Annotated in this window: 21 protein-coding genes and 1 tRNA gene; 8 read left to right on the plus strand and 14 right to left on the minus strand. The window is 66.4% G+C overall.

All coding sequences use genetic code 11. From position 1 onward, the window contains the following. Window positions 1-53: 53 nt before the first annotated feature. The 3 genes from K8M09_RS03915 (at window position 54) to ppdK (ending at window position 6,562) form a co-directional block, all read left to right on the plus strand. On the plus strand, window positions 54-3,518 hold the full coding sequence (locus tag K8M09_RS03915; protein WP_160785500.1) for a chromosome segregation SMC family protein: 3,465 nt from the start codon (window positions 54-56) through the stop codon (window positions 3,516-3,518). 81 nt (window positions 3,519-3,599) lie between these two features. Further along, window positions 3,600-3,746, plus strand: a complete 147-nt coding sequence (locus tag K8M09_RS03920) for a hypothetical protein (protein WP_206366665.1) — start codon at window positions 3,600-3,602, stop codon at window positions 3,744-3,746. 146 nt (window positions 3,747-3,892) lie between these two features. Then, window positions 3,893-6,562: a pyruvate, phosphate dikinase gene (gene ppdK / locus K8M09_RS03925; RefSeq protein WP_160785501.1), complete on the plus strand. Its 2,670-nt coding sequence runs from the start codon at window positions 3,893-3,895 to the stop codon at window positions 6,560-6,562. Window positions 6,563-6,565: 3 nt separating this feature from the next. Here ppdK and K8M09_RS03930 read toward each other — a convergent pair whose 3' ends face one another. The 3 genes from K8M09_RS03930 to K8M09_RS03940 all read right to left on the minus strand — a co-directional run bounded on the left by K8M09_RS03930 (window position 6,566) and on the right by K8M09_RS03940 (window position 7,931). Continuing rightward, complete coding sequence (locus K8M09_RS03930; RefSeq protein WP_160785502.1) at window positions 6,566-6,820, minus strand: hypothetical protein; 255 nt, start codon at window positions 6,818-6,820, stop codon at window positions 6,566-6,568. 61 nt (window positions 6,821-6,881) lie between these two features. Next, a complete protein-coding gene (locus K8M09_RS03935) occupies window positions 6,882-7,280 on the minus strand; it encodes a hypothetical protein (RefSeq protein WP_160785503.1) in 399 nt (132 codons plus the stop codon). 171 nt (window positions 7,281-7,451) lie between these two features. Continuing rightward, on the minus strand, window positions 7,452-7,931 hold the full coding sequence (locus K8M09_RS03940) for a hypothetical protein (RefSeq protein WP_160785504.1): 480 nt from the start codon (window positions 7,929-7,931) through the stop codon (window positions 7,452-7,454). Between the two features lie 194 nt (window positions 7,932-8,125). On the opposite strand from K8M09_RS03940, the gene K8M09_RS03945 reads away from it, so the two are divergent. Both K8M09_RS03945 and K8M09_RS03950 read left to right on the plus strand, forming a co-directional pair. Then, window positions 8,126-8,926, plus strand: a complete 801-nt coding sequence (locus tag K8M09_RS03945; RefSeq protein WP_160785505.1) for a tetratricopeptide repeat protein — start codon at window positions 8,126-8,128, stop codon at window positions 8,924-8,926. A 98-nt stretch (window positions 8,927-9,024) separates the two neighbouring features. Then, the gene (locus tag K8M09_RS03950; protein ID WP_160785687.1) at window positions 9,025-9,930 is read left to right on the plus strand and encodes a DUF1499 domain-containing protein; all 906 of its coding nucleotides are present in this window, start codon (window positions 9,025-9,027) and stop codon (window positions 9,928-9,930) included. On the opposite strand, the gene K8M09_RS03955 is transcribed toward K8M09_RS03950, so the two are convergent. Together K8M09_RS03955 and K8M09_RS03960 are read right to left on the minus strand one after the other, a co-directional pair. Continuing rightward, a complete protein-coding gene (locus K8M09_RS03955) occupies window positions 9,931-10,866 on the minus strand; it encodes an MBL fold metallo-hydrolase (RefSeq protein WP_160785506.1) in 936 nt (311 codons plus the stop codon). A gap of 7 nt (window positions 10,867-10,873) precedes the next feature. Continuing rightward, window positions 10,874-11,170 carry a cupin domain-containing protein gene (locus K8M09_RS03960; protein ID WP_160785507.1) on the minus strand — a complete coding sequence of 99 codons (297 nt, stop codon included), beginning with the start codon at window positions 11,168-11,170 and terminating at the stop codon, window positions 10,874-10,876. Window positions 11,171-11,346: 176 nt separating this feature from the next. Here K8M09_RS03960 and K8M09_RS03965 point away from each other — a divergent pair, with 176 nt between their 5' ends. After that, on the plus strand, window positions 11,347-11,787 hold the full coding sequence (locus K8M09_RS03965) for a DUF3597 domain-containing protein (RefSeq protein WP_160785508.1): 441 nt from the start codon (window positions 11,347-11,349) through the stop codon (window positions 11,785-11,787). 195 nt (window positions 11,788-11,982) lie between these two features. Beyond that, window positions 11,983-12,687 carry an SDR family oxidoreductase gene (locus tag K8M09_RS03970; protein WP_160785509.1) on the plus strand — a complete coding sequence of 235 codons (705 nt, stop codon included), beginning with the start codon at window positions 11,983-11,985 and terminating at the stop codon, window positions 12,685-12,687. A 65-nt stretch (window positions 12,688-12,752) separates the two neighbouring features. Here K8M09_RS03970 and K8M09_RS03975 read toward each other — a convergent pair whose 3' ends face one another. The 3 genes from K8M09_RS03975 to K8M09_RS03985 form a co-directional block, all read right to left on the minus strand. After that, window positions 12,753-13,499, minus strand: a complete 747-nt coding sequence (locus tag K8M09_RS03975; protein WP_160785510.1) for a class I SAM-dependent methyltransferase — start codon at window positions 13,497-13,499, stop codon at window positions 12,753-12,755. Between the two features lie 67 nt (window positions 13,500-13,566). Beyond that, window positions 13,567-13,911: a hypothetical protein gene (locus K8M09_RS03980; protein WP_160785511.1), complete on the minus strand. Its 345-nt coding sequence runs from the start codon at window positions 13,909-13,911 to the stop codon at window positions 13,567-13,569. A gap of 255 nt (window positions 13,912-14,166) precedes the next feature. After that, a tRNA-Pro gene (locus K8M09_RS03985) sits at window positions 14,167-14,243 on the minus strand. A gap of 161 nt (window positions 14,244-14,404) precedes the next feature. Between K8M09_RS03985 and K8M09_RS03990 the strand changes: the two genes are divergently transcribed. Then, window positions 14,405-14,905, plus strand: coding sequence for an MgtC/SapB family protein (locus K8M09_RS03990; protein WP_160785688.1), 501 nt, complete (start codon window positions 14,405-14,407; stop codon window positions 14,903-14,905). Window positions 14,906-15,083: 178 nt separating this feature from the next. On the opposite strand, the gene K8M09_RS03995 is transcribed toward K8M09_RS03990, so the two are convergent. The 6 genes from K8M09_RS03995 to K8M09_RS04020 all read right to left on the minus strand — a co-directional run bounded on the left by K8M09_RS03995 (window position 15,084) and on the right by K8M09_RS04020 (window position 19,749). Next, window positions 15,084-15,566, minus strand: a complete 483-nt coding sequence (locus K8M09_RS03995) for a GNAT family N-acetyltransferase (protein WP_160785512.1) — start codon at window positions 15,564-15,566, stop codon at window positions 15,084-15,086. Window positions 15,567-15,754: 188 nt separating this feature from the next. Beyond that, the gene (gene cysN, locus K8M09_RS04000) at window positions 15,755-17,233 is read right to left on the minus strand and encodes a sulfate adenylyltransferase subunit CysN (protein ID WP_160785513.1); all 1,479 of its coding nucleotides are present in this window, start codon (window positions 17,231-17,233) and stop codon (window positions 15,755-15,757) included. Window position 17,234: 1 nt separating this feature from the next. After that, window positions 17,235-18,188: a sulfate adenylyltransferase subunit CysD gene (gene cysD / locus K8M09_RS04005; RefSeq protein ID WP_160785514.1), complete on the minus strand. Its 954-nt coding sequence runs from the start codon at window positions 18,186-18,188 to the stop codon at window positions 17,235-17,237. Between the two features lie 45 nt (window positions 18,189-18,233). After that, a complete protein-coding gene (locus K8M09_RS04010) occupies window positions 18,234-18,986 on the minus strand; it encodes a phosphoadenylyl-sulfate reductase (RefSeq protein ID WP_160785515.1) in 753 nt (250 codons plus the stop codon). Between the two features lie 188 nt (window positions 18,987-19,174). Beyond that, window positions 19,175-19,489: a BrnA antitoxin family protein gene (locus K8M09_RS04015; RefSeq protein WP_160785516.1), complete on the minus strand. Its 315-nt coding sequence runs from the start codon at window positions 19,487-19,489 to the stop codon at window positions 19,175-19,177. Further along, a complete protein-coding gene (locus K8M09_RS04020; protein ID WP_160785517.1) occupies window positions 19,468-19,749 on the minus strand; it encodes a BrnT family toxin in 282 nt (93 codons plus the stop codon). Before K8M09_RS04020 ends, K8M09_RS04015 begins: the two co-directional genes overlap by 22 nt. Window positions 19,750-19,764: the final 15 nt, after the last annotated feature.

A 19,764-nucleotide genomic window follows, 5' to 3' on the forward strand; every position in this document is an offset into this window, starting at 1 on the left:
GGCGACGGCGGAAGCCGTGCGCCCGCTTTTTGCTTCCTGCCTCCGGTGAAGGCATGAAGTTCACCAAGCTCCGCCTCCTCGGCTTCAAGTCCTTCGTCGAACCCACAGAATTCGTCATCGAGCGGGGCCTGACCGGCGTCGTCGGGCCGAACGGCTGCGGCAAGTCGAACCTCGTCGAGGCGCTGCGCTGGGTGATGGGGGAGAACTCCTACAAGAACATGCGCGCGTCCGGCATGGACGACGTCATCTTCTCCGGCTCCGGCAACCGCCCCGCGCGCAACACCGCCGAAGTCGGCCTCTATCTCGACAATTCCGACCGCACCGCGCCCGCCGCCTTCAACGGCGAGGACGAGATCCAGGTCACGCGCCGCATCGAGCGCGAGAACGGCTCGGTCTACCGCATCAACGGCAAGGAGGCGCGCGCCAAGGATGTGCAGCTTCTCTTCGCCGACGCCTCCACCGGCGCCCGCTCGCCCTCCATGGTGGGGCAGGGCCGTATCGGCGAACTCATTCAGGCCAAGCCTCAGGCCCGCCGCCAGCTTCTCGAAGAGGCCGCCGGCATTTCCGGCCTCCATTCCCGCCGCCACGAGGCGGAACTGCGCCTGCGCGCCGCCGAGACCAATCTGGAGCGGCTCGACGATGTCACCTCGCAGCTCGAAAGCCAGATCGAGAGCCTGAAGCGCCAGTCGCGGCAGGCGAACCGCTTCAAGGCTCTGTCAGCCGATATCCGCCGCCATGAGGCGATGCTGCTGCATATCCGCTGGGCGCAGGCCAAGGAGGCCGAGGGGGAGGCTGAAAGCCAGCTCAACCAGGCGACCTCGCTCGTCGCCGAGCGCGCCAATGCGCAGATGCAGGCGGCCAAGGATCAGGCCGTCGCCAGCCTGAAGCTGCCCGAATTGCGCGAGAACGAGGCCAAGCTCGCCGCCGTCCTCCAGCGCCTCCAGATCGCCCGCACGCAGCTTGAGGAGGATTCCGCCCGCCTCCTGCGCCGCCGCGACGAACTCACCCGCCGCCTTGCCCAGCTTGCCGAGGACATTTCCCGCGAGGAGCGCATGGTGGCCGATAACGCCGCCGTGCTGGAGCGGCTGATGGCGGAGGAAGAAGAAATCGGCGAAATCCTCGCCGAGGCCGACGAGCGCGCCGAGGCCGCCCGCGAGACGATGGACGAGGCCGCCGCGAAACTTGCCGAAAGCGAAGCCGCCCTTGCCGCCGTCACCGCCGAGCGCGCAGAGGCGCAGGCCGTGCGCAACCAGCTCGAAAAGGCGATCCGCGACCTTGCCGAACGCCATCTCCGCCTCGGCCAGCAGCTCGACGGGCAGGCGCGCGAGCTGGAGGAGATGGACGCCCGTATCGCCGCGCTTCCCGATCCCGAGGAGCGCCGCGCCGCCGTGCAATCGGCCGAGGAGGCGCTGGAGGCGGCCGGCGAGATGCTCGTCGCCGTCGAGGAGGCGCTGGAAGAGGCCCGCTTCAACGAATCCGCCCTGCGCGGCCCGGTCGATGCCGCCCGCGCGCGCCTTGCCGGCATCGAGACGGAAGCCCGCACCATCCGCCGTATGCTGGAAGCGGGGGCCGCCGGTGGTTCCTTCGCGCCCGTCGTGGAAGACGTCGATGTCGATCGCGGCTACGAAACGGCCCTCGGCGCTGCGCTTGGCGACGATCTCGATTCGCCCGCGGATAGCGATGCGCCCGTACACTGGCGGCCATCCGGCGATGCCTCGGGCGATGCCGCCCTGCCGGATGGCGTCCCCGCGCTGATCGCCCATGTTCGTGCGCCAAAAGTCCTGCACCGCCGCCTCGCCCAGATCGGCATCGCGAGCAGCGTGGAACAGGCCCTGTCGTTGCTGCCGCGGTTGAAGCCCGGCCAGCGGCTCGTCACCCGAGAAGGCGCGGTTTTCCGCTGGGATGGTCATGTCACCGGCGCGGACGCGCCGAGCGCCGCCGCCCTTCGCCTCGAACAGAAGAACCGCCTTGCCGAACTCGAAACCGAGGCGGAAGACGCCCGCGCGGCGCTTGCCGACGCGGAAGCCGATCTTGCCCGCGCCGGCGAGGCGATCCGCGCCGAGACGCAGCGCCAGCAGGCGGCGCGCGAGGCGCAGCGCAACGCCACCCGCGCGCTGGCCGAAGCCCGCGAGGCGCTGGAAGCCGCCGAGCGCGCCTCCGGCGATCTCATCCGCCGCCGCGCCGTGCTGTCGGAGACCCGCGCCCAGATCGAGGCGCAGGTGGAGGAGGCTGCCGAGGCGCTGGAGGATGCCCGCGCCGCCCTGGAGGACGCGCCCGATCTTGCCGATCTCGACCTGCGCCTGCGCACCCACACCATGGACGTCGCAACCGACCGCGCGACGCTGGCCGAAGCCCGCGCCGCCCATGACGGCCTTGCCCGCGAGATGGCCGACCGCCGCCGTCGCCTCATGGCCATCTCGGCCGAGCGCGAGACATGGAAGAGCCGCGCCGCCAGCGCCGAGGGCCACATCGCCACCCTGCGCGAGCGCGAAAGCGAGGCGCGCGAGGAGATGGAAGAGCTTATCGAGGCCCCCGACGAGATCGAGGAAAAGCGCCGCGAGCTTCTGACAGGCCTTACAAATGCCGAGGCCGCCCGCCGCGAGGCCGCCGATGCGCTTCAGGACGCGGAAAACCGCCAGCGCGAGGCCGACCGCATCGCCGCGACGGCCCTTTCGCAGCTTGCCGAATCCCGCGAGACGCGCGGCCGTGCGGAAGAACGCCTCGTTTCCGCCCGCGAGCGCCGCACCGAGGGCGAGGCGCGCATCCGCGAGGCACTGTCCTGCGCGCCGCACGAAGCCTTGCGCCTGACCGGCCACCCCGTCGACGCCCCGCTGCCCGACCCGCGCGAGCGCGAACGCGAGCTCGACCGGCTGAAGATGGAGCGCGAGCGCCTCGGCGCGGTGAACCTGCGCGCCGAAGAAGAGCAGAAGGAATTGTCGGAAAAGCTCGAGGCCATCGTCACCGAGCGCGAGGATATCATCGAGGCGATCCGCAAGCTGCGTTCTGCCATCCAGAGCCTCAACCGCGAGGGCCGCGAACGCCTTCTCGCCGCCTTCGACGTGGTCAATGTGCAGTTCCAGCGCCTCTTCACCCATCTCTTCGGCGGCGGCACGGCGGAATTGCAGCTCATCGAGAGCGATGACCCGCTCGACGCCGGCCTCGAAATCCTCGCCCGCCCGCCCGGCAAGAAGCCGCAGACCATGACGCTGCTGTCCGGCGGCGAGCAGGCGCTGACGGCCATGGCCCTCATCTTCGCCGTCTTCCTCACCAATCCCGCGCCGATCTGCGTGCTGGACGAGGTGGACGCCCCGCTCGACGACCACAATGTCGAGCGCTACTGCAACCTGATGGACGAAATGGCCGCCTCCACCGAGACCCGCTTCGTCATCATCACCCACAACCCCATCACCATGGCCCGCATGAACCGCCTCTTCGGCGTCACCATGGCCGAGCAGGGCGTATCGCAGCTCGTGTCGGTGGACCTGCAGACGGCGGAGCAGTTGCGCGAGGCGTCCTGACCGTGCGGAACCAAATCCGCTCCCATGCATTGGTCCCCGCCCGCATGTTCCAGCGGGTGGATATGCAATCGGGGACAGAACGTGAGCAGAGACGCACTTTACATGGTCATCGGCGCCCTCATCGTCGTGGTGGCGGGCTTTTCCTTTTATGCCTGGCAGCAGGAGACGGAGCCTGACGGCGTCGAGATACGGCTGAACGAAGAGGGGCTTTCCATTCAGGAAAACTGAGGCTTGCCCGTCGCGCTTATATTTTTCTCACGTAATGTTGCGATGCCGTCGCAAAATTGACGCAGTGCAGCAAAAATCCTGTCGCACCGCGTTTTCAAAGGGATGCACTTCCTGTAGATTGCGCTAACGCAATTGGGGAGGCGTCGATGGAGAAGTGGGTCTATACCTTCGGGGGAGGCCGCGCCGAAGGCAGCGCGGGCGATCGCAACCTGCTCGGCGGCAAGGGCGCGAACCTTGCCGAGATGTGCAATCTCGGCCTGCCGGTGCCGCCCGGCATCACCATCGTCACCTCCGCCTGCAACCACTACTACGAGAACGGCCGCACGCTGCCGGCCGGCCTGAAGGATCAGGTCCGCGCCGGGCTTCGCGAGATGGAGGCCATCACCGGCCGCGTCTTCGGCGATACCGCCAAGCCGCTGCTGCTCTCCGTCCGCTCGGGCGCCCGCGCCTCCATGCCGGGCATGATGGATACGGTGCTCAACCTCGGCCTCAACGACCGTACGGTGGAAGCGCTCGGCCACGATGCCGGCGATGCGCGCTTTGCCTGGGACAGCTATCGCCGCTTCATCCAGATGTATGGCGATGTCGTCATGGGCCTCGACCACGAGGTCTTCGAGGAAATCCTCGAGGACGAGAAGGGCCGGCTCGGCCACGAGCAGGACACGGAACTCTCCGCCGTCGAATGGCAGCACGTCATCGCCCGCTACAAGGAGATCATCCGCGAAGAGCTGGACGAGGAATTCCCGCAGGACCCGGAAGTCCAGCTCTGGGGCGCCATCGGCGCCGTCTTCGCAAGCTGGATGAACGCCCGCGCCGTCACCTACCGCACGCTGCACAATATCCCAGCCGTCTGGGGCACCGCCGTCAATGTCCAGGCCATGGTCTTCGGCAATCTCGGCAACTCCTCGGCCACCGGCGTCGCCTTCACGCGCAATCCCTCGACGGGCGAGAACAAGCTTTACGGCGAATTCCTCGTCAATGCGCAGGGCGAGGACGTCGTCGCCGGCATCCGCACGCCGCAGAACATCACCGAGGAGGCGCGCATCGCTTCCGGCTCCGACCGGCCGTCGCTGGAAAAGCTGATGCCGGAGGCCTTCGCCGAATTCCGCGGCATCTGCGAGCGGCTGGAGCAGCACTACCGCGACATGCAGGACCTCGAATTCACCATCGAGCGCGGAAAGCTCTGGATGCTCCAGACCCGCTCGGGCAAGCGCACCGCCAAGGCCGCGCTGAAGATCGCCGTCGAGATGGCGACGGAAGGGTTGATCAGCGAAGGCGAGGCCGTCGCCCGCATCGATCCCGCCTCGCTCGACCAGCTCCTGCACCCGACCATCGATCCGCGCGCCCGCCGCGACGTCATCGGCTCCGGCCTGCCGGCCTCGCCGGGCGCGGCGACAGGCGCGATCGTCTTTACCTCGGAAGAGGCGGTGCAGGCGGATGAGGAAGGGCGCAAGGTCATCCTCGTGCGCATCGAGACCAGCCCGGAAGACATCCACGGCATGCACGCCGCCGAAGGCATCCTGACGACGCGCGGCGGCATGACGAGCCATGCGGCGGTCGTGGCGCGCGGCATGGGCACGCCTTGCGTGTCGGGCGCCGGCACGCTGCGCGTCGACCTGCGCAACGAGTTGCTGGTCGCTCATGGCGTGACGCTTCGCAAGGGCGACGTCATTACCATCGACGGTTCCTCCGGCCAGGTCTTGAAGGGCGAGATCCCCATGCTCCAGCCGGAGCTTTCGGGCGATTTCGGCCGCATCATGGAATGGGCCGACCGCACGCGCCGCATGAAGGTGCGCACCAATGCCGAGACGCCGGCGGATGCCCGCGCGGCGCGCTCCTTCGGCGCGGAAGGCATCGGCCTCTGCCGCACCGAGCACATGTTCTTCGAGGGCAGCCGCATCAATGTGATGCGCGAGATGATCCTTGCCGAGGACGAAGCCGGCCGCCGCGCGGCGCTGGCAAAACTCCTGCCGATGCAGCGCTCGGACTTCGCCGAACTGTTCGAGATCATGCACGGCCTGCCGGTGACGATCCGCCTGCTCGATCCGCCGCTGCACGAATTCCTGCCGAAGAGCGACGAGGAGATCGCCGAGGTCGCGGCGGCCCTTGCCATCGACGAGGCCGTGCTGCGCCGCCGTGTCGATACGCTGCACGAGTTCAACCCCATGCTCGGCCATCGCGGTTGCCGCCTCGCCATCTCCTATCCCGAGATCGCCGAGATGCAGGCGCGCGCCATATTCGAGGCGGCGGCGGAAGCGGCCAAGGCGACGGGCGCGGCCGTGGAGCCGGAAATCATGGTGCCGCTCGTCGGCCTCAAGGCGGAGCTGGATTATGTGAAGGCCCGCATCGAGGCGGTGGCGCAGGCGGTGATCGCCGAAAGCGGCGTGCCGATCAACTACCTCACCGGCACGATGATCGAGCTGCCGCGCGCGGCCCTTCGCGCCCATGTCATCGCCGAATCGGCCGAGTTCTTCTCCTTCGGCACCAACGACCTGACGCAGACGACCTTCGGCATCTCGCGCGACGACGCCTCGGCGTTCCTGTCGACCTATATCCAGAAGGGCATCGTCGAGCAGGACCCGTTCGTGCAGCTCGATTTCGACGGCGTGGGGGAACTTATCCGCATCGCCGCCGAGCGCGGCCGGCGCACGCGAAACGACCTGAAGCTCGGCATCTGCGGCGAGCACGGCGGCGACCCGGCCTCGATCCATTTCTGCGAGGATGCGGGGCTGGATTACGTGTCCTGCTCGCCCTTCCGCGTGCCGATCGCCCGGCTCGCGGCGGCGCAGGCCGCCTTCAACGGCAGCAAGGCTTGAGGATCAGTAGCGCCGGTCGCGCACGATGATGACGGGCGGCGGCATGTAGAGCGCGTCGCGGCTCGACTGGCGCAGCGATGCGCGCCGGTCGAGGTCTATGCGTTGCAGGCATTCGGCGAAGGCATCGGTGCGCGGGCGAAAGCCGTAGGACAGGCAGCGGCTTTCGTCCGCTGCGCGTACCTCTTGTGCGCTCTGGCAGCCGGTGACGGCAAGGGCGGCGACGGCGAGGACCGCCAATCTGGAAACGATCGTGGACATGCTGGCTCCGGCGCTCCGTGACGCCATGGACATAGGCGCGTCCCGCCGGTGCGGCAAGCCTTCAGATGCGCTGGAGCACATCGACGAAGGCATCGGCGAAGCGCTTCAGGTCCTTCGTCGTCTCGTCGGGGTTTTCCACGCGGATGGTCGCGCCTTCCGCGTCCAGAAGGGCAAAGACGATCGTCGGTGCGCCGTTCTCGCCCTTCGGCACACGCAGCGCCGCGATGCGCAGGCAATCCTCCGCAAGCCCCGAGGCGGGCAGATCGAACAGGAAGTCGCCGCCGACCTGATCGGCCGCCTGGCGCACCGCCTCGGCAAAGCTCGCCTCGTCGCCGGAAAAGCCGTCGAGCGAAAGTTCGAGTTCCAGAAGCTCCAGGGGCAAGGCAGGGTCGCCCGTGGATGTGGCGACGGGCGTGGCGACGGGTGCGGTGGCGGTTGTCTGTATCGGCAACATCGTCATCTCCTAGATCGGCTCCGGCGAAGGCGTGCAAACGCGCGGAAAGAAAGCTGAACCCCCGTCTATGAAAACTCGTTAACGAGCGTGGCAAATTTGCGGCAGGCAAGGAAATTCACGGCGGCAGGTTCCTTTCCCACAGATGGAGCGCGGCTGCCGGCGCATGGACGCGGTGCGCTACGAGGCCCCGATCAGCCGCCGGATGCCGGGTTTGTGGGATATCAGCTCGCACCGGCTCATATGGTCGGCAAAGCGCCCGGCCTCCTCGGCGGGAACGGTGACGGCGCGGCCGTCCTCCGCCCTGTCCGTCTCGTAGACATCGAGAATCAGCAGCCGGATGGCCATGCCGGCATGGTGGCAGGCGGTCATGCCGAGGCTGAGACGCTGCAGTGCGGCCGTATCGTTCCGCGCGATCAGGTCCCGGATCCGCTCGATGGCGGGAAGGTCCTGCGAGGCGATGCGGGCATGGGCGGCGGACAGTTCGCCCTTGTCCCCGCCCTGGCTTGCCCGGTACAGCAATTCCTCAAGGGCGCGGGATTGCGCGTGGTCCGCCCAGGCGGAGGGAACCGGCGGGGGTGCATCGGCCCGGCCGGGACTGGCCGGAAGCAGGCTAAGGACGGCGGCAAGCAAGGATATCGTGAATTTATCGGTGGTCATGGCCGTTCTTCAATCGTCATTCCAACATTTGAAAACAAAGGCATTTGTCGTGAATACCATCAAGCCGCATCGGGCATCCGTCGCGTTTCCGACCGGAAACCGCGTCGCGGCGGCGTCTGCCGCTCCCCCGCATTCCTGAGCGGTAGCCCGCCCGCCACCCTTCATCGAAAACATATCAGGCAGAGAGATTTTCCATGCGTCAATTCATTCCGGTTACGGCCTTCGCCCTCTGGCTGGGAGCAATTCCCGGCGTCAGCCATGCCGAAAGTGCGGCAGCGCCGGTGACGGATTGCGACCGCCTTGCCGGCACGACCACCGATCCGGACAATGTCGGCGGCCACTATGTAGTGCTGGAGCAGATCAAATCCGCCGAAGCCGTCGCGGCCTGCACGCAGGCCCTTGCCCTCTATCCCGAGTCGCGGCGTCTGATGTTCCAGCTCGGCCGCGCCCATGACGCGGGCAAGAACGCGGCCGAAGCCTACCGCTGGTATCGCAAGAGCGCCGAGCTGGGGAGCCCCGCGGCCCAGTATAACCTCGCCGTGTCCTATCAGGAGGGTGAGGGCGTCGCGCAGGATTACGATCAGGCCCTCCACTGGTATGGTAAGAGCGCCGCGCAGGGGGATGCGGATGCGCAGCGCAATCTCGGCGTGCTCTACTATAACGGCGAGGGCGTCGAGCAGGATTTCGACAAGGCGTTCAAGCTGTTCCTGCAGGCGGCGGAAAAGAACGACACGCTCGCGCAATACGATGTCGGCCTCAGCTATCGGGACGGCAATGGCGTCGAGCAGGATTTCGGCAAGGCCGCGATCTGGCTGCGCAAGGCCGCCGACGGCGGCGATGTCGACGCCCAGCGCAGCCTCGGTGAACTTTACGAACATGGATTGGGCGTGGTGCAGGACCCTGCCGAGGCGCAGGTGTGGTATCGCAAGGCCGCCGCGCAGGGGGATGCCGCAGCCGCGGCGGCGGTCGAGGACCTCCGGTCGCAGGAGCCTTGAAACGGCCGCAGCCGTATCGCGGAGTGGAAAAACGCCCCGCCCTGCGCTAGGGAAGAAGGGCGGCAGTGACGCCGCGAGCATCCGGTGAGGCGATGGCAATCACGATCCAGTACGAACGGCCGGTTTCCCATGCGGCGCACTGGGCGCGCCGTCTGGCGCTGTTTTCCTGCGTCCTGTTCGTCGCCGTCGTTCTGTCGCATCGCTTCGGGCCGCTGACGACGCCGCATTTCCTGGCCCTTGCCGGCTTCGCCGCCGTTCTGGCGGGCGTGTCCGTGCTGCTTGCGGCCATCGGTCTTGCGCGCCTCTGGTTCGTCGGCGCGCGGGGCGGCAAGGCCTCCTTCATGGCGCTGCTGTTCGCGCTGCTGCCGCTTGGCGTGGCCGGTGCCGCCGCCTATTCCTATTTCTACAAGCCGGCGCTGCATGACGTGACGACGGACACCGTCGCCGCCCCGCCGTGGCTTGCCGAGCCTTCGGCCGATCAGGACTGGCTGCCGCGCGGCGGCATCGTCACGCCCGAGGAGCGCGCCGTGCAGCTCGAGGCCTATCCCGGCCTTTCCGGCCGCCGCTACGAGGGCGCGCTCGACCGCGTCTATCAGGGCGTGCGCAAGGTCGCCGCCGCCTATGGCATCACCATCACCGCCGAGGACGGCCTCGACAACATCCTCGCCGATCTCGAGGACCTCGTGGTCGATCCCGCCAAGGTCGCGCAGAGCGCCGAGGCGCTGGGCGAGGTGCCGATCCCCGAGGCCCGCCCGCTGGAAACGCCCCTGACACCGCATGTCGGCGGCGCGGGCGATGTGCTGCTGCAGGGCGAATGGCGCTCGCCGGTCTTCGGCTTCCGCTTCGATGTGGTCATCCGCCTGCGCGAGGAGGCCGAGACGACGCTGGTCGACATGCGCGCCGCCACCCGCTACGGCCCGCACGATCTCGGCATGGGCGCGAATCTGGTGGAGGGCTACCTGAAGGCGCTCGACGCCGAATTGCTCGGCATCGCCGGCGACTGATCAAAGGCCCGGCGCGGGAAAATACAGCCCCTTCAGCGAGGGCGGCCCCTCGGTGACGACCTCGCCGCGCCCGACGAGATCTTCCAGATGGGCGAGCACGGAAAGCGCCGCCGCGCCGTGCAGGCGCGGGTCCGTCTCGCGGTAGATTACCTTCACCATGTCGGCGATCAGCCGGTCGCCCGCGCGGATGCGCTCGCGCACCGCCCGCTCGCGCATGCGCCGGTGGGTGCGCAGCCCGCGCAGGAACGAGGCCGGCTCCGTCACCGGGCCGCCATGGCCGGGAAAATAGATGCGGTCGTCCCGCTCCAGCAGCCGTTCGAGCGAGGCCATGTAGTCCGCCATCGCCCCGTCCGGCGGCGCGACGATGGTCGTCGCCCAGGCCATGACATGGTCGGCGGAAAAGACGATGCCCTCCGGCCCGTCGAGCGCGAAGGCGGCATGGTTGGCGGTATGGCCCGGCGTCAGCAGCGCCGTCAGCGCCCAGCCGTCGCCGGTCACCGTCTCGCCGTGGCCAAGCGCGATATCCGGCACGAAATCCATGTCCGAGCTTTCCGCGAAGGGGTTGCTTTCCCCCGCATGCAGCGGCCGCGCCGCGCGGTGCGGCCCCTCGGCGACGATGAGCGCTCCCGTTTCGGCCTTCAGGCGACGGGAAAGCGGCGAGTGGTCGCGATGCGTGTGGCTGACGGCGATATGCGTCACCTCGCGCCCGGCAAGCGCCTGCATCAGCGCCTGGAAATGCGCCTCGTCCTCCGGCCCCGGATCGATCACCGCGACCGAGCGGTCGCCGACGATATAGCTGTTCGTGCCGTGGAAGGTGAAGGGACCGGGATTGTTGACGGTGATGCGCTGGACGCGCGGCCCGACCGGCACGGCCTCGCCATGGGCCGGCCTGAAGGTGAGATCGAAATGCGGGCTTTCCCCGGTGTCGCGGCTCACGGATGCGTCACTTGTATTCGATTTCGATAAAGCTCATGGGCTTGTCGCCGCCATTGACGACATTGTGCGCCACGCCCGCTTCCCGCCGGTAGACTGCGCCGGCCGGACTATGCACCCGCCGCTCGCCGGTCTCCTCCTCGATCAGGAAGTCGCAATCCGTCATCGGCACGACGACATAGCCCATCCCATGCACATGATGCCCGGTATCGGCTCCCGGCTCGAAATCCCAGCGCGTGACGCGCACCACCGCGTCATCGAGAAGAACGGTGGGCACGGCCGGCGGGCGGGCGCGAAACTGCGACATGGCGGCTCCTCATGAAATCTGCTTGCGGCCAGACCCTACCGCCGCCCCGCCCGCCTGCCAAGGCTGCTCCGGGCGCTCTTTCCCTTTCACCCCAACCCTTCATTGAAATGACCGCCATGTCCTCTATTATTTCCTCACGCTGGCCACGGCCGGTGAAAAACAACAGGGAGTAAGACATGGGAATCTTCAGTTCCATCAAGGAAAAGCTGTTCGGCAAGGCAGAGCCGGAGGTTGCGGCCGCCGAGACGATCACGGCCGAGGCCGTGAAGCCTGTAACGGCTGACGTTTCCGCGACGGCGACGGCCTCGGGCGGCGCGGCGGCAGCGACGCCTGCGGAGAGCAAGGCGGCCCCGGCGGCGGCCGTGGATGTGGCCGCCATCATGGATGCCGCGGTCAAGAAGAACGGCCAGAAGCTCGATTGGCGTCGTTCCATCGTGGACATGATGAAGGCGCTCGACCTCGATTCGAGCCTTTCCGCCCGCAAGGAACTGGCGGACGAGCTTGGCTACAAGGGCGACAAGGGGGATTCGGCCACGATGAACGTCTGGCTGCACAAGGCGCTGATGAAGGCCCTGGCCGAAAACGGCGGCAAGGTTCCCGCCGACCTGCTGGATTGATCCAGAAGGAAACCCGCCGGATTTCCGGCGGGTTTCCGTTCCATGCCGAAGGGCGCGGGCCTTGCCGGCCGCTGTCGCCCGAAAGAGATGCCTCGCCATTTCAGGCGGCCCGTACGGGATGGCCGTAAAGGCCCTTCGTTTGCGCCGGCAGATAGTGTTATCACCGTCTCTCAACGAAATATGGGAGACGAATCCATGAGCACGAACAAGGTAGCCGTCATCACGGCCGGCGGCAGCGGTATGGGAGCGGCGGCGGCGCGGCGGCTTGCGGCGGACGGGTTCAAGGTGGCGATCCTGTCCTCCTCCGGCAAGGGCGAGGCGCTGGCGCAGGAACTGGGCGGCCTCGGCGTCACCGGCTCCAACCAGTCGAACGACGACCTCAAGGGGCTGGTCGACCTCGCCATGTCGACCTGGGGTCGCATCGACGTGCTCGTCAACAGCGCCGGACACGGCCCGCGCGCCGAGATCACCGCGATCACCGATGAGGACTGGCACAAGGGCATGGACATCTACCTGATGAACGTCATCCGCCCCGTGCGGCTGGTGGCGCCCATCATGAAGGCGCAGAAGTCCGGCTCGATCGTCAATATCTCCACCGCCTGGGTCTTCGAGCCTTCTTCGATGTTCCCGACTTCGGCCGTCTTCCGCGCCGGCCTTGCCGCCTATACCAAGCTCTTCGCCGATACCTATGCGGGCGACAATGTGCGCATCAACAATGTGCTGCCGGGCTGGATCGACAGCCTGCCGGGCACCGAGGAGCGGCGCGAGAGCGTGCCCATGAAGCGCTACGGCACGATGGAGGAGATCGCCGCCACCATCGCCTTCCTCGCCTCCGAGGGCGCCGGCTACATCACCGGCCAGAGCCTGCGCGTCGACGGCGGCCTGATGCGCTCCGTCTAGAGCATTTCCAGCCGAAGCGGATTCGCTTCGGCATGGGCTGAATGTCGATCGGTCCTAGGGTTGGGTCAGGCGAGGGTGCCGAGGGGGATCATCTCCCCGGCATCCGGCCGCCAGTCGCCGCCCTCCCAGTCGCCGAGCCAGCGCTCGACCTTGAGGCCCGCCTCGGCGAGGAGCGCGTCCAGCTCCGCCTTTTGCGGAAAGGCGATGCGGGAGGCGGCGGAAAGCCGCCGGCCCGTCGCACGGATTTCGTAATGCGTTTCATAGGTGACGATGCCGGTCGCCGGATCGTGGGCGACATCGTTCCAGGCGGAGACCGCGCCGAAGCGGGGATGCTCGACGAGGCGCATCGATTCCTCCGGCCCCCATTCCTCCCATTCGCGGCGCGCCGGATTGCGGCTGTCGAAAATGAAACGGCCGCCGGGCGCAAGGTGCGCCGCGATGGTGGCGAGCGCCGCGCGGCGATCTTCAACGGTGAGGAACACCTGGAAGGCGTGGCCGGTCAGGAGGACGAGATCGAAGCGGCGGCCGAGCCGCAGCGTACGGGCATCGACCTCGACGAAATCCACTCCCTGCGCGCCGGGCTTGGCCCTGGCGATATCCAGCATGGCCGGCGCCGGATCGACGCCGACGACGGCCCGGGCGCCCGAGAGCGCCACGGCGAGCGCGCCGGTGCCGCAGCCAAGGTCGAGAACGCTTCCCGCGCCCTCGGCAAGCGCCTTGCAGAAGACGAAATCCGGCGAGCGGTCCCAGCCGTTTTCCAGGTCGTAGAAGTCGGCCAGCGCCGGATCGTGGTAAAGGCGGTCTTCGTCCATGCCGTCCTCCAAAGAAAAAGCCGCGCGTCTCCGCACGGCTTCTGAATGTTCGGCCCTGGGCCGGCGGTTACTTCGCTTCGCCGGCGGCGTCGAGAACCTTTTCGCAGTGGCTCGGGCCACCCTTCGGGTCGGGACGGTCTGCCACGGCGCGGATATTGGTGATGATATAGGCATCGTTGACAGTCAGCTCGACCGTGCAGGACTTGCCCTTCACGAAGCCGCCGCGCCACTTGTAGAGCGTCGTGCCGCCCGAGCCGGCCGTATCGGAGAGCGGCGGACCATAGGCGGCAAAGAAGCTGCCGGCGGTCTTGCCGTTCCAGCGCGCCTGCAGCGGGTTGGATGCGACGGAGACGGTGGTGCATGCGGTGAGGGCAAGCGCGAGGCCTGCCAGAATTGCGATGCGGGACTTCATCTGTACGATTTCCTCGGACTTCCTGCGGCCGGTTTCGGCGACTCGGGGCTTGTGCCTCAATTTCGCCATAGCGCAGCGCGCGCGAAAGGGGAATCACCGCCATCGCTACTTTGCGGCCATCCCCGTCGAACGGCTCCGGACCGTGCGGATTTGCAACAGTTGCGGGCGTGGATCGCAGGCGATCCGCCAGGGTGGTATCGGCTTTTGGGGAGAAGTTTTCGGGAAAGTGCGAAAGCCTCAAGAGAGGATTTCCGCTGGTCGGAGTGGAGTGATTCGAACACTCGACCCCCACGTCCCGAACGTGGTGCGCTACCAGACTGCGCTACACTCCGTGACCAGCGGCGCTTCCTATAGAACAGGCTTTTCGTTTCGACAAGCGTAAAATATCAAAAAAATTCGCTGACTTGGGGAAAAGGCTGGTGTGCCGGGGAAAAAATCTTTTCGGCCGTGGGCGAGGCGGGAACCGTCCGTGCGTTTGGCCGTTTCCACCGCCATGGAACAGATCCTTGCAGACCTCTTTCCGAGGACAGAAGTGCCTTATCCGGTCATTCTCGCCCGCATGGTGGGCGCCATAGTGTTCGGCGCGGTCATAGGGGCCGAGCGGGAATATCGCGATCATGCGGCGGGGCTGCGCACCCATATCCTCGTCGCGCTCGCGGCCTGCGTCTTCGCGCTGCTGGCGCTGGAAAGCGTGCATATGGCCAGCTTCTCCGACGAGCAGGTGCGTATCGATCCGTTGCGCGTCGTCGAGGCCGTCACGGCGGGCGTCGCGTTCCTGGCGGCGGGCATGATCGTCTTCTCACGCGGCGAGGTGCGGGGGCTGACGACAGGGGCGGGCATGTGGCTTGCCGGGGCGGTCGGCCTTTCGGTCGGCCTCGGCTACTGGTTCGTCGGCTTCTTCGCGACGCTTGCCTGTTTCGTCGTGCTCTTCCTGCTCGGGAAGATCGAGCAGCGTTATGGCGCAGCGAAAGCGGATGAGGCCGCTGAGAAATAGGCCGGTTGTGCCTTCCCGTCGTATCGGAATGGAACCAGTCGGTGGCCTGCGCGTTTTACAGGAGACACAACAACGGAAAGGACAATTCGATGGCTCGGGCTTTGATCCTCTGGATTATGGGCGTTCCGCTCTTTCTCGTGCTGCTGATCTGGTACTTCTTCTTCTGAGCGTCAGACGGTCAGTCGCCGGCAAGGCGTGAAAACATTCTGAAATCGTGAAAGGCACCCTTGAACCAGGCTCTCTGGCGAAGGGTGCCTTCATATTGGAAGCCTGCCTTTTCCAGCACGCGATCGGACGCCGGGTTGCCCGGCAGGGTCCAGGCCTCCAGACGGTCGAGGCCGAACGGCCCGAAACCGCAGGCGACCACCGCCGCCAGCGCCTCGTCCATGTAGCCCTTGCCCCAGGCGGTGGGATGCAACTCGTAGCCGATCTCGGCGCGGCGATTGGGGGCATCCAGACAATTGAAGCGTATCGCGTCGAGCAGCGCGCCGGTGACCGTATCCTCGATCATCCAGGCGCATCCCTTGCGCTTGTCGAAAGCCTCGCACATCCATTTCAACGGCCGTTCGACCTCGCCGCGTTTCGGCGCGTCTGCCCAGTTGGAAAAGCGTGTGACTTCCGGGCAGGAGAGAATGGCGTGGAATGCCTCATAGTCCGCCATGCGGGGCTGCCGAAGGTTGAGGCGCGCGGTGGAGAGCACCGGGAAAACTTCGGGCGCGAAAGGTTTGGGCAGCGTCTCTGTCCCGCATGGTTCCTGTCGGCATCCTTGCAGAAATTCCCGATGCGGCAAGAGCCAAACGAAAAGCGGCGCCACAGGGGCGCCGCCGTCCAGTCGTCCTGCCTGAAGGCCTATTCGTCGAGATCGGCAAGAATCTCTGCGGCCCGTCCCACGCTGGTGTGACGCACGTCCACATCCTGACGACGATCCGCGAAAAGCGCGGTCGCCATGATCTTCTCCGCAAGGTCGGCGGGCAGCGAGAGCAGCACGCGCTGGTCGTCCTTGTGGATGCCGCCGAGTTCCGAGCGGCGGCCCGTGATCATGCCGCCGGCCACCGTGTTGTTGGTGTCGGGGTCGATCAGGATGAAGGCGCCGGTCGTGCGGTTCTGCTCGTAGGTGTCGAAGATCGCCTGTTCGTCGAAGGTGAGATGCACCTTGCCGATGGCGTTCATGCCGAGCTTGTCCGCCGTATTCCACTTGGAGCTTTTCAGGTCGAGCTGGCTCACCGGCTCCACCGTGACACGCTGGCGGCGCGAGCCGCTCTTCAGCCAGTAGCGCTTGCCCGGCTCGATGCCGTCCGGCTGCAGGGCGACGAGCTGTGCGTCGAAGCCGCGGCCGGTCATCGGCTGGCTGTCGATGGCGACGATCATGTCGCCGCGCGCCACGTCCACCTGACGGTCGAGAACGAGGGTGATGGCGTCGCCCGCCACGGCCGCGTTGCGCACGAGGTCGAAGGTGACGATCTTGGTGACGTTGGCGACCATGCCCGAGGGCAGGACGACGACCGAATCGCCCGGCTTCACCGAGCCGCCGGCAACGGTGCCCTGATAGCCTCGGAAGCTTTCGCCGGGGCGCGAGACGCGCTGCACCGGCAGGCGGAAGCCGACCGTCTGGTTGGAGCGGGTCGTGGCCTTTTCCAGCGTCTCGACCAGCGTCGGGCCGTCATACCAGGGCATCGAGGCACGGCCGTCATAGACGACGTTCTCGCCCTTCAGCGCGGAGATCGGGATGGCGGTGATCTGCTTGACGCCGAGGGTGAGCGCGAATTCCTTGAAATCGTGGACGATCTCGATGAAGCGGGCGCGGTCGTAGTTCGTCAGGTCGATCTTGTTGACCGCGAGCACGAACTGGCGGATGCCCATCAGCGAGGCGATGGTGGCGTGGCGGCGCGTCTGCTCCAGAATGCCGGCGCGGGCGTCGACCAGCAGCACGGCGAGGTCCGCCGTGGAGGCGCCGGTCGCCATGTTGCGGGTATATTGCTCGTGGCCGGGCGTATCGGCGACGATGAAGGAGCGACGGTCCGTCGAGAAGTAGCGATAGGCGACGTCGATGGTGATGCCCTGTTCGCGCTCGGCCTGCAGGCCGTCGAGCAGCAGCGCGAAATCGGGCAGGCCGAGATCGTTCTGCTTGCCGCTGTCGCGGTGGAGCGTGGCGGCCTGGTCCTCCTTGACGGCCTTGGTATCCCAGAGCAGGCGGCCGATCAGCGTCGACTTGCCGTCGTCGACCGAGCCGCAGGTGATGAGGCTAAGCGGGCGGGAATCGCGGATCGCGCGGGCCGGTTCTTCGATAGGTAGAAGAACCTCGGCGGTTGCGGTGGCGGAAACGGTCATCTCAGAAATACCCTTCGCGTTTCTTCTTTTCCATGGAGCCGGACTGGTCGCGGTCGATCGCGCGGCCCTGGCGTTCGGAGACGGTGGCGGTCTCCAACTCGGCGATGATGTCGTCGAGGGTCGTGGCGTTGGAGCGGATGGCGCCGGTCAGCGGGAAGCAGCCGAGCGTGCGGAAGCGGATGACGCCTTCCTGCTTCACTTCGCCGGGAAGCAGCTCGAGGCGCTGGTCCTCGGCCATGATCATCATGCCGTCGCGCTCCACATAGGGGCGCTTCTTCGCGAAATAGAGCGGCACGATCGGGATGTCCTCGGCCTGGATGTAGCGCCAGATATCGACCTCGGTCCAGTTGGAGAGCGGGAAGGCGCGCACGCTCTCGCCCTGGCGGATCATGCCGTTATAGACGTTCCACAGTTCCGGGCGCTGGTTGCGCGGGTCCCAGCGGTGGTCCGGCGTGCGGAAGGAGTAGATGCGCTCCTTGGCGCGCGAGGCTTCCTCGTCGCGCCGCGCGCCGCCGAAGGCCGCGTCGTACTTGCCGGCGTCGAGCGCCTGACGCAGCGATTCCGTCTTCATGATGTCGGTGTAGAGCGCCGAGCCGTGGGAGAAGGGCGTGACGTTCTCGGCCGCGCCGCGCGGATTGACGTGCTCGATGAGGTCGAGATCGTATTCCTTGACGATCTTGTCACGGAACTCGATCATCTCGGCGAATTTCCAGCCCGTGTTGACATGCAGCAGCGGGAAGGGGACGCGGCCCGGATAGAAGGCCTTGCGCGCGAGATGCAGCAGGACGGAACTATCCTTGCCGATCGAATAGAGCATGACGGGGCGCTCGAATTCGGCGGCGACCTCGCGGAAGATATGGATGGCCTCGTTTTCCAGCGCCTTCAGGTGCGGATCGAGCGGGGGCTTGGGCGTGGCGTTCGGCTTTGCTTCCGCCTCGTTACGGATATCGGACATTAAACTCTTCACTCCGGATGGGATGCCTTGGGAGGGCTGTTCGGGTCAGGCCACGCTGGGGGCCGGGATGGGGGAGGCGGTGGCCTCGTGGACGTGCAGGCCGCATTCGCGCTTCTCGTCGTTCTCCCACCACCAGCGGCCGGCGCGCTCGGGCTCGCCCGGCTTGATGGCGCGCGTACAGGGCTCGCAGCCGATGGAGGGATAGCCGCGGGCATGCATCGGGTTCACCGGCACGGCATTGTCGGCCACGTAGGCCTTGATGCGGTCGATGTCCCAGTCGGCCAGCGGGTTGATCTTGACGAGGTTGCGCTCGGCGTCATGTTCGGCAAAGGGCGTGTCCGCCCGGTTGCCGGACTGGCCGCGGCGCAGGCCGGTGATCCAGAAGGATGCCCCTTCGAGCGCGCGCGCAAGCGGCTTCAGCTTGCGCACGCTGCAACAGGCATGCCGCGCCTCGACGCTCTCATAGAAGCCGTTGAGGCCATACTGCGCCGCATAGGCGTCGATATCGTCCTGCACGGGCACGTAGCGGGCGATGGTGATGCCATACTGCCCCTCGGTCTCGTCGATGAGATCGACGGTCTCCTTGAAGAGCCGGCCCGTCTCCAGCGTCACGACGTCGATGGCAAGCCGGTCGGTGCCGATGGCGGCGGTGATCACCTGATCCTCGATGCCGAGGCTGGTGGTGAAGACGGCGCGTCCGCCAAGTGCGGCTACGAGCGCCAAGCGCCCGGCAAGGTCGAGACCGGCCAGTTTGTCGTTCAGGGCTTCCGCGATCCCGTTTCCGGTAAGAGCAGTCATTCCGTTTCCAAGCCTTTGCGAGAATTTGCCGGATTATCGCAGGCTTGGGGAAGGGCAGACAGCAAAACGGATTTCCAAAGCGTGCGGACGAAGAGCAAATATCTCTCTATCTACGCCCCGAGGCAGAAATCCTGCCGCCGGGGAAAGCTTTGATATTATTCTATAAATTTAGTAGAAAATAGGGAGCGTTATAGACCGATCGCCTTGCGAAGCGCCTCGTTCATGCGCCCCTGCCAGCCCTTGCCACTCTCGCGGAACCGGGCAATGACGTCTTCGTCGAGGCGCAGCGTGATCTGTTTCTTTGGGTGAGCCAGCGAAGGCCGCCCGCGGGATTTGCGGTGCTCTTCCATCGCCTCGAAGAATGCCGGCGAGAGAACGTCCTTGGCCGGACGCATCTTCGTCAGTTCCTCGTCGGTCAGTTCGGGAGAATTGACAGCGTCCCAGTCTTCCTTGGTAAAGCCCTGGCCGGACTGGAAGGTCGTCAGCTTTGCGGTCTTGGCCATGGAAGCCTCCTTCTTTCCCTTTCGCTCGCCGGGCGGAAGCTGATGATCGATACGGCTTCCTGCCCAAGCGTGACGAAGATGACGACGGCGGTGCCGTCCCGAAAGTAGCCGAGCGCCTTGAGCGGCCGCCGGCCCGATGCATCCGGCCTGGCGTCCTCGACAAGGGCATTGGCCCAGTCGATTTCGCCGATATCGGCGAAATCGAGCCGATGCTTTTGCAGGTTTGCTTGCCGCTTCGGCTCGTCCCAGACGATCTTCATGATTTAATGTAGTTA

It is taken from the genome of Shinella zoogloeoides (assembly GCF_020883495.1).
GTDB classification, from domain to species: Bacteria; Pseudomonadota; Alphaproteobacteria; order Rhizobiales; family Rhizobiaceae; genus Shinella; species Shinella zoogloeoides.

Bases quoted from the DNA above. Each gene is read 5' to 3' on its own strand.
- K8M09_RS03915 (WP_160785500.1), top strand. From the start codon at position 54: ATGAAGTTCACCAAGCTCCGCCTCCTCGGCTTCAAGTCCTTCGTCGAA.
- ppdK (WP_160785501.1), top strand. From the start codon at position 3,893: ATGGAGAAGTGGGTCTATACCTTCGGGGGAGGCCGCGCCGAAGGCAGC.
- K8M09_RS03930 (WP_160785502.1), bottom strand. From the start codon at position 6,820: ATGTCCACGATCGTTTCCAGATTGGCGGTCCTCGCCGTCGCCGCCCTT.
- K8M09_RS03935 (WP_160785503.1), bottom strand. From the start codon at position 7,280: ATGACGATGTTGCCGATACAGACAACCGCCACCGCACCCGTCGCCACG.
- K8M09_RS03940 (WP_160785504.1), bottom strand. From the start codon at position 7,931: ATGACCACCGATAAATTCACGATATCCTTGCTTGCCGCCGTCCTTAGC.
- K8M09_RS03945 (WP_160785505.1), top strand. From the start codon at position 8,126: ATGCGTCAATTCATTCCGGTTACGGCCTTCGCCCTCTGGCTGGGAGCA.
- K8M09_RS03960 (WP_160785507.1), bottom strand. From the start codon at position 11,170: ATGTCGCAGTTTCGCGCCCGCCCGCCGGCCGTGCCCACCGTTCTTCTC.
- K8M09_RS03965 (WP_160785508.1), top strand. From the start codon at position 11,347: ATGGGAATCTTCAGTTCCATCAAGGAAAAGCTGTTCGGCAAGGCAGAG.
- K8M09_RS03970 (WP_160785509.1), top strand. From the start codon at position 11,983: ATGAGCACGAACAAGGTAGCCGTCATCACGGCCGGCGGCAGCGGTATG.
- K8M09_RS03975 (WP_160785510.1), bottom strand. From the start codon at position 13,499: ATGGACGAAGACCGCCTTTACCACGATCCGGCGCTGGCCGACTTCTAC.
- K8M09_RS03980 (WP_160785511.1), bottom strand. From the start codon at position 13,911: ATGAAGTCCCGCATCGCAATTCTGGCAGGCCTCGCGCTTGCCCTCACC.
- K8M09_RS03990 (WP_160785688.1), top strand. From the start codon at position 14,405: ATGGAACAGATCCTTGCAGACCTCTTTCCGAGGACAGAAGTGCCTTAT.
- K8M09_RS03995 (WP_160785512.1), bottom strand. From the start codon at position 15,566: ATGGCGGACTATGAGGCATTCCACGCCATTCTCTCCTGCCCGGAAGTC.
- cysN (WP_160785513.1), bottom strand. From the start codon at position 17,233: ATGACCGTTTCCGCCACCGCAACCGCCGAGGTTCTTCTACCTATCGAA.
- cysD (WP_160785514.1), bottom strand. From the start codon at position 18,188: ATGTCCGATATCCGTAACGAGGCGGAAGCAAAGCCGAACGCCACGCCC.
- K8M09_RS04010 (WP_160785515.1), bottom strand. From the start codon at position 18,986: ATGACTGCTCTTACCGGAAACGGGATCGCGGAAGCCCTGAACGACAAA.
- K8M09_RS04015 (WP_160785516.1), bottom strand. From the start codon at position 19,489: ATGGCCAAGACCGCAAAGCTGACGACCTTCCAGTCCGGCCAGGGCTTT.
- K8M09_RS04020 (WP_160785517.1), bottom strand. From the start codon at position 19,749: ATGAAGATCGTCTGGGACGAGCCGAAGCGGCAAGCAAACCTGCAAAAG.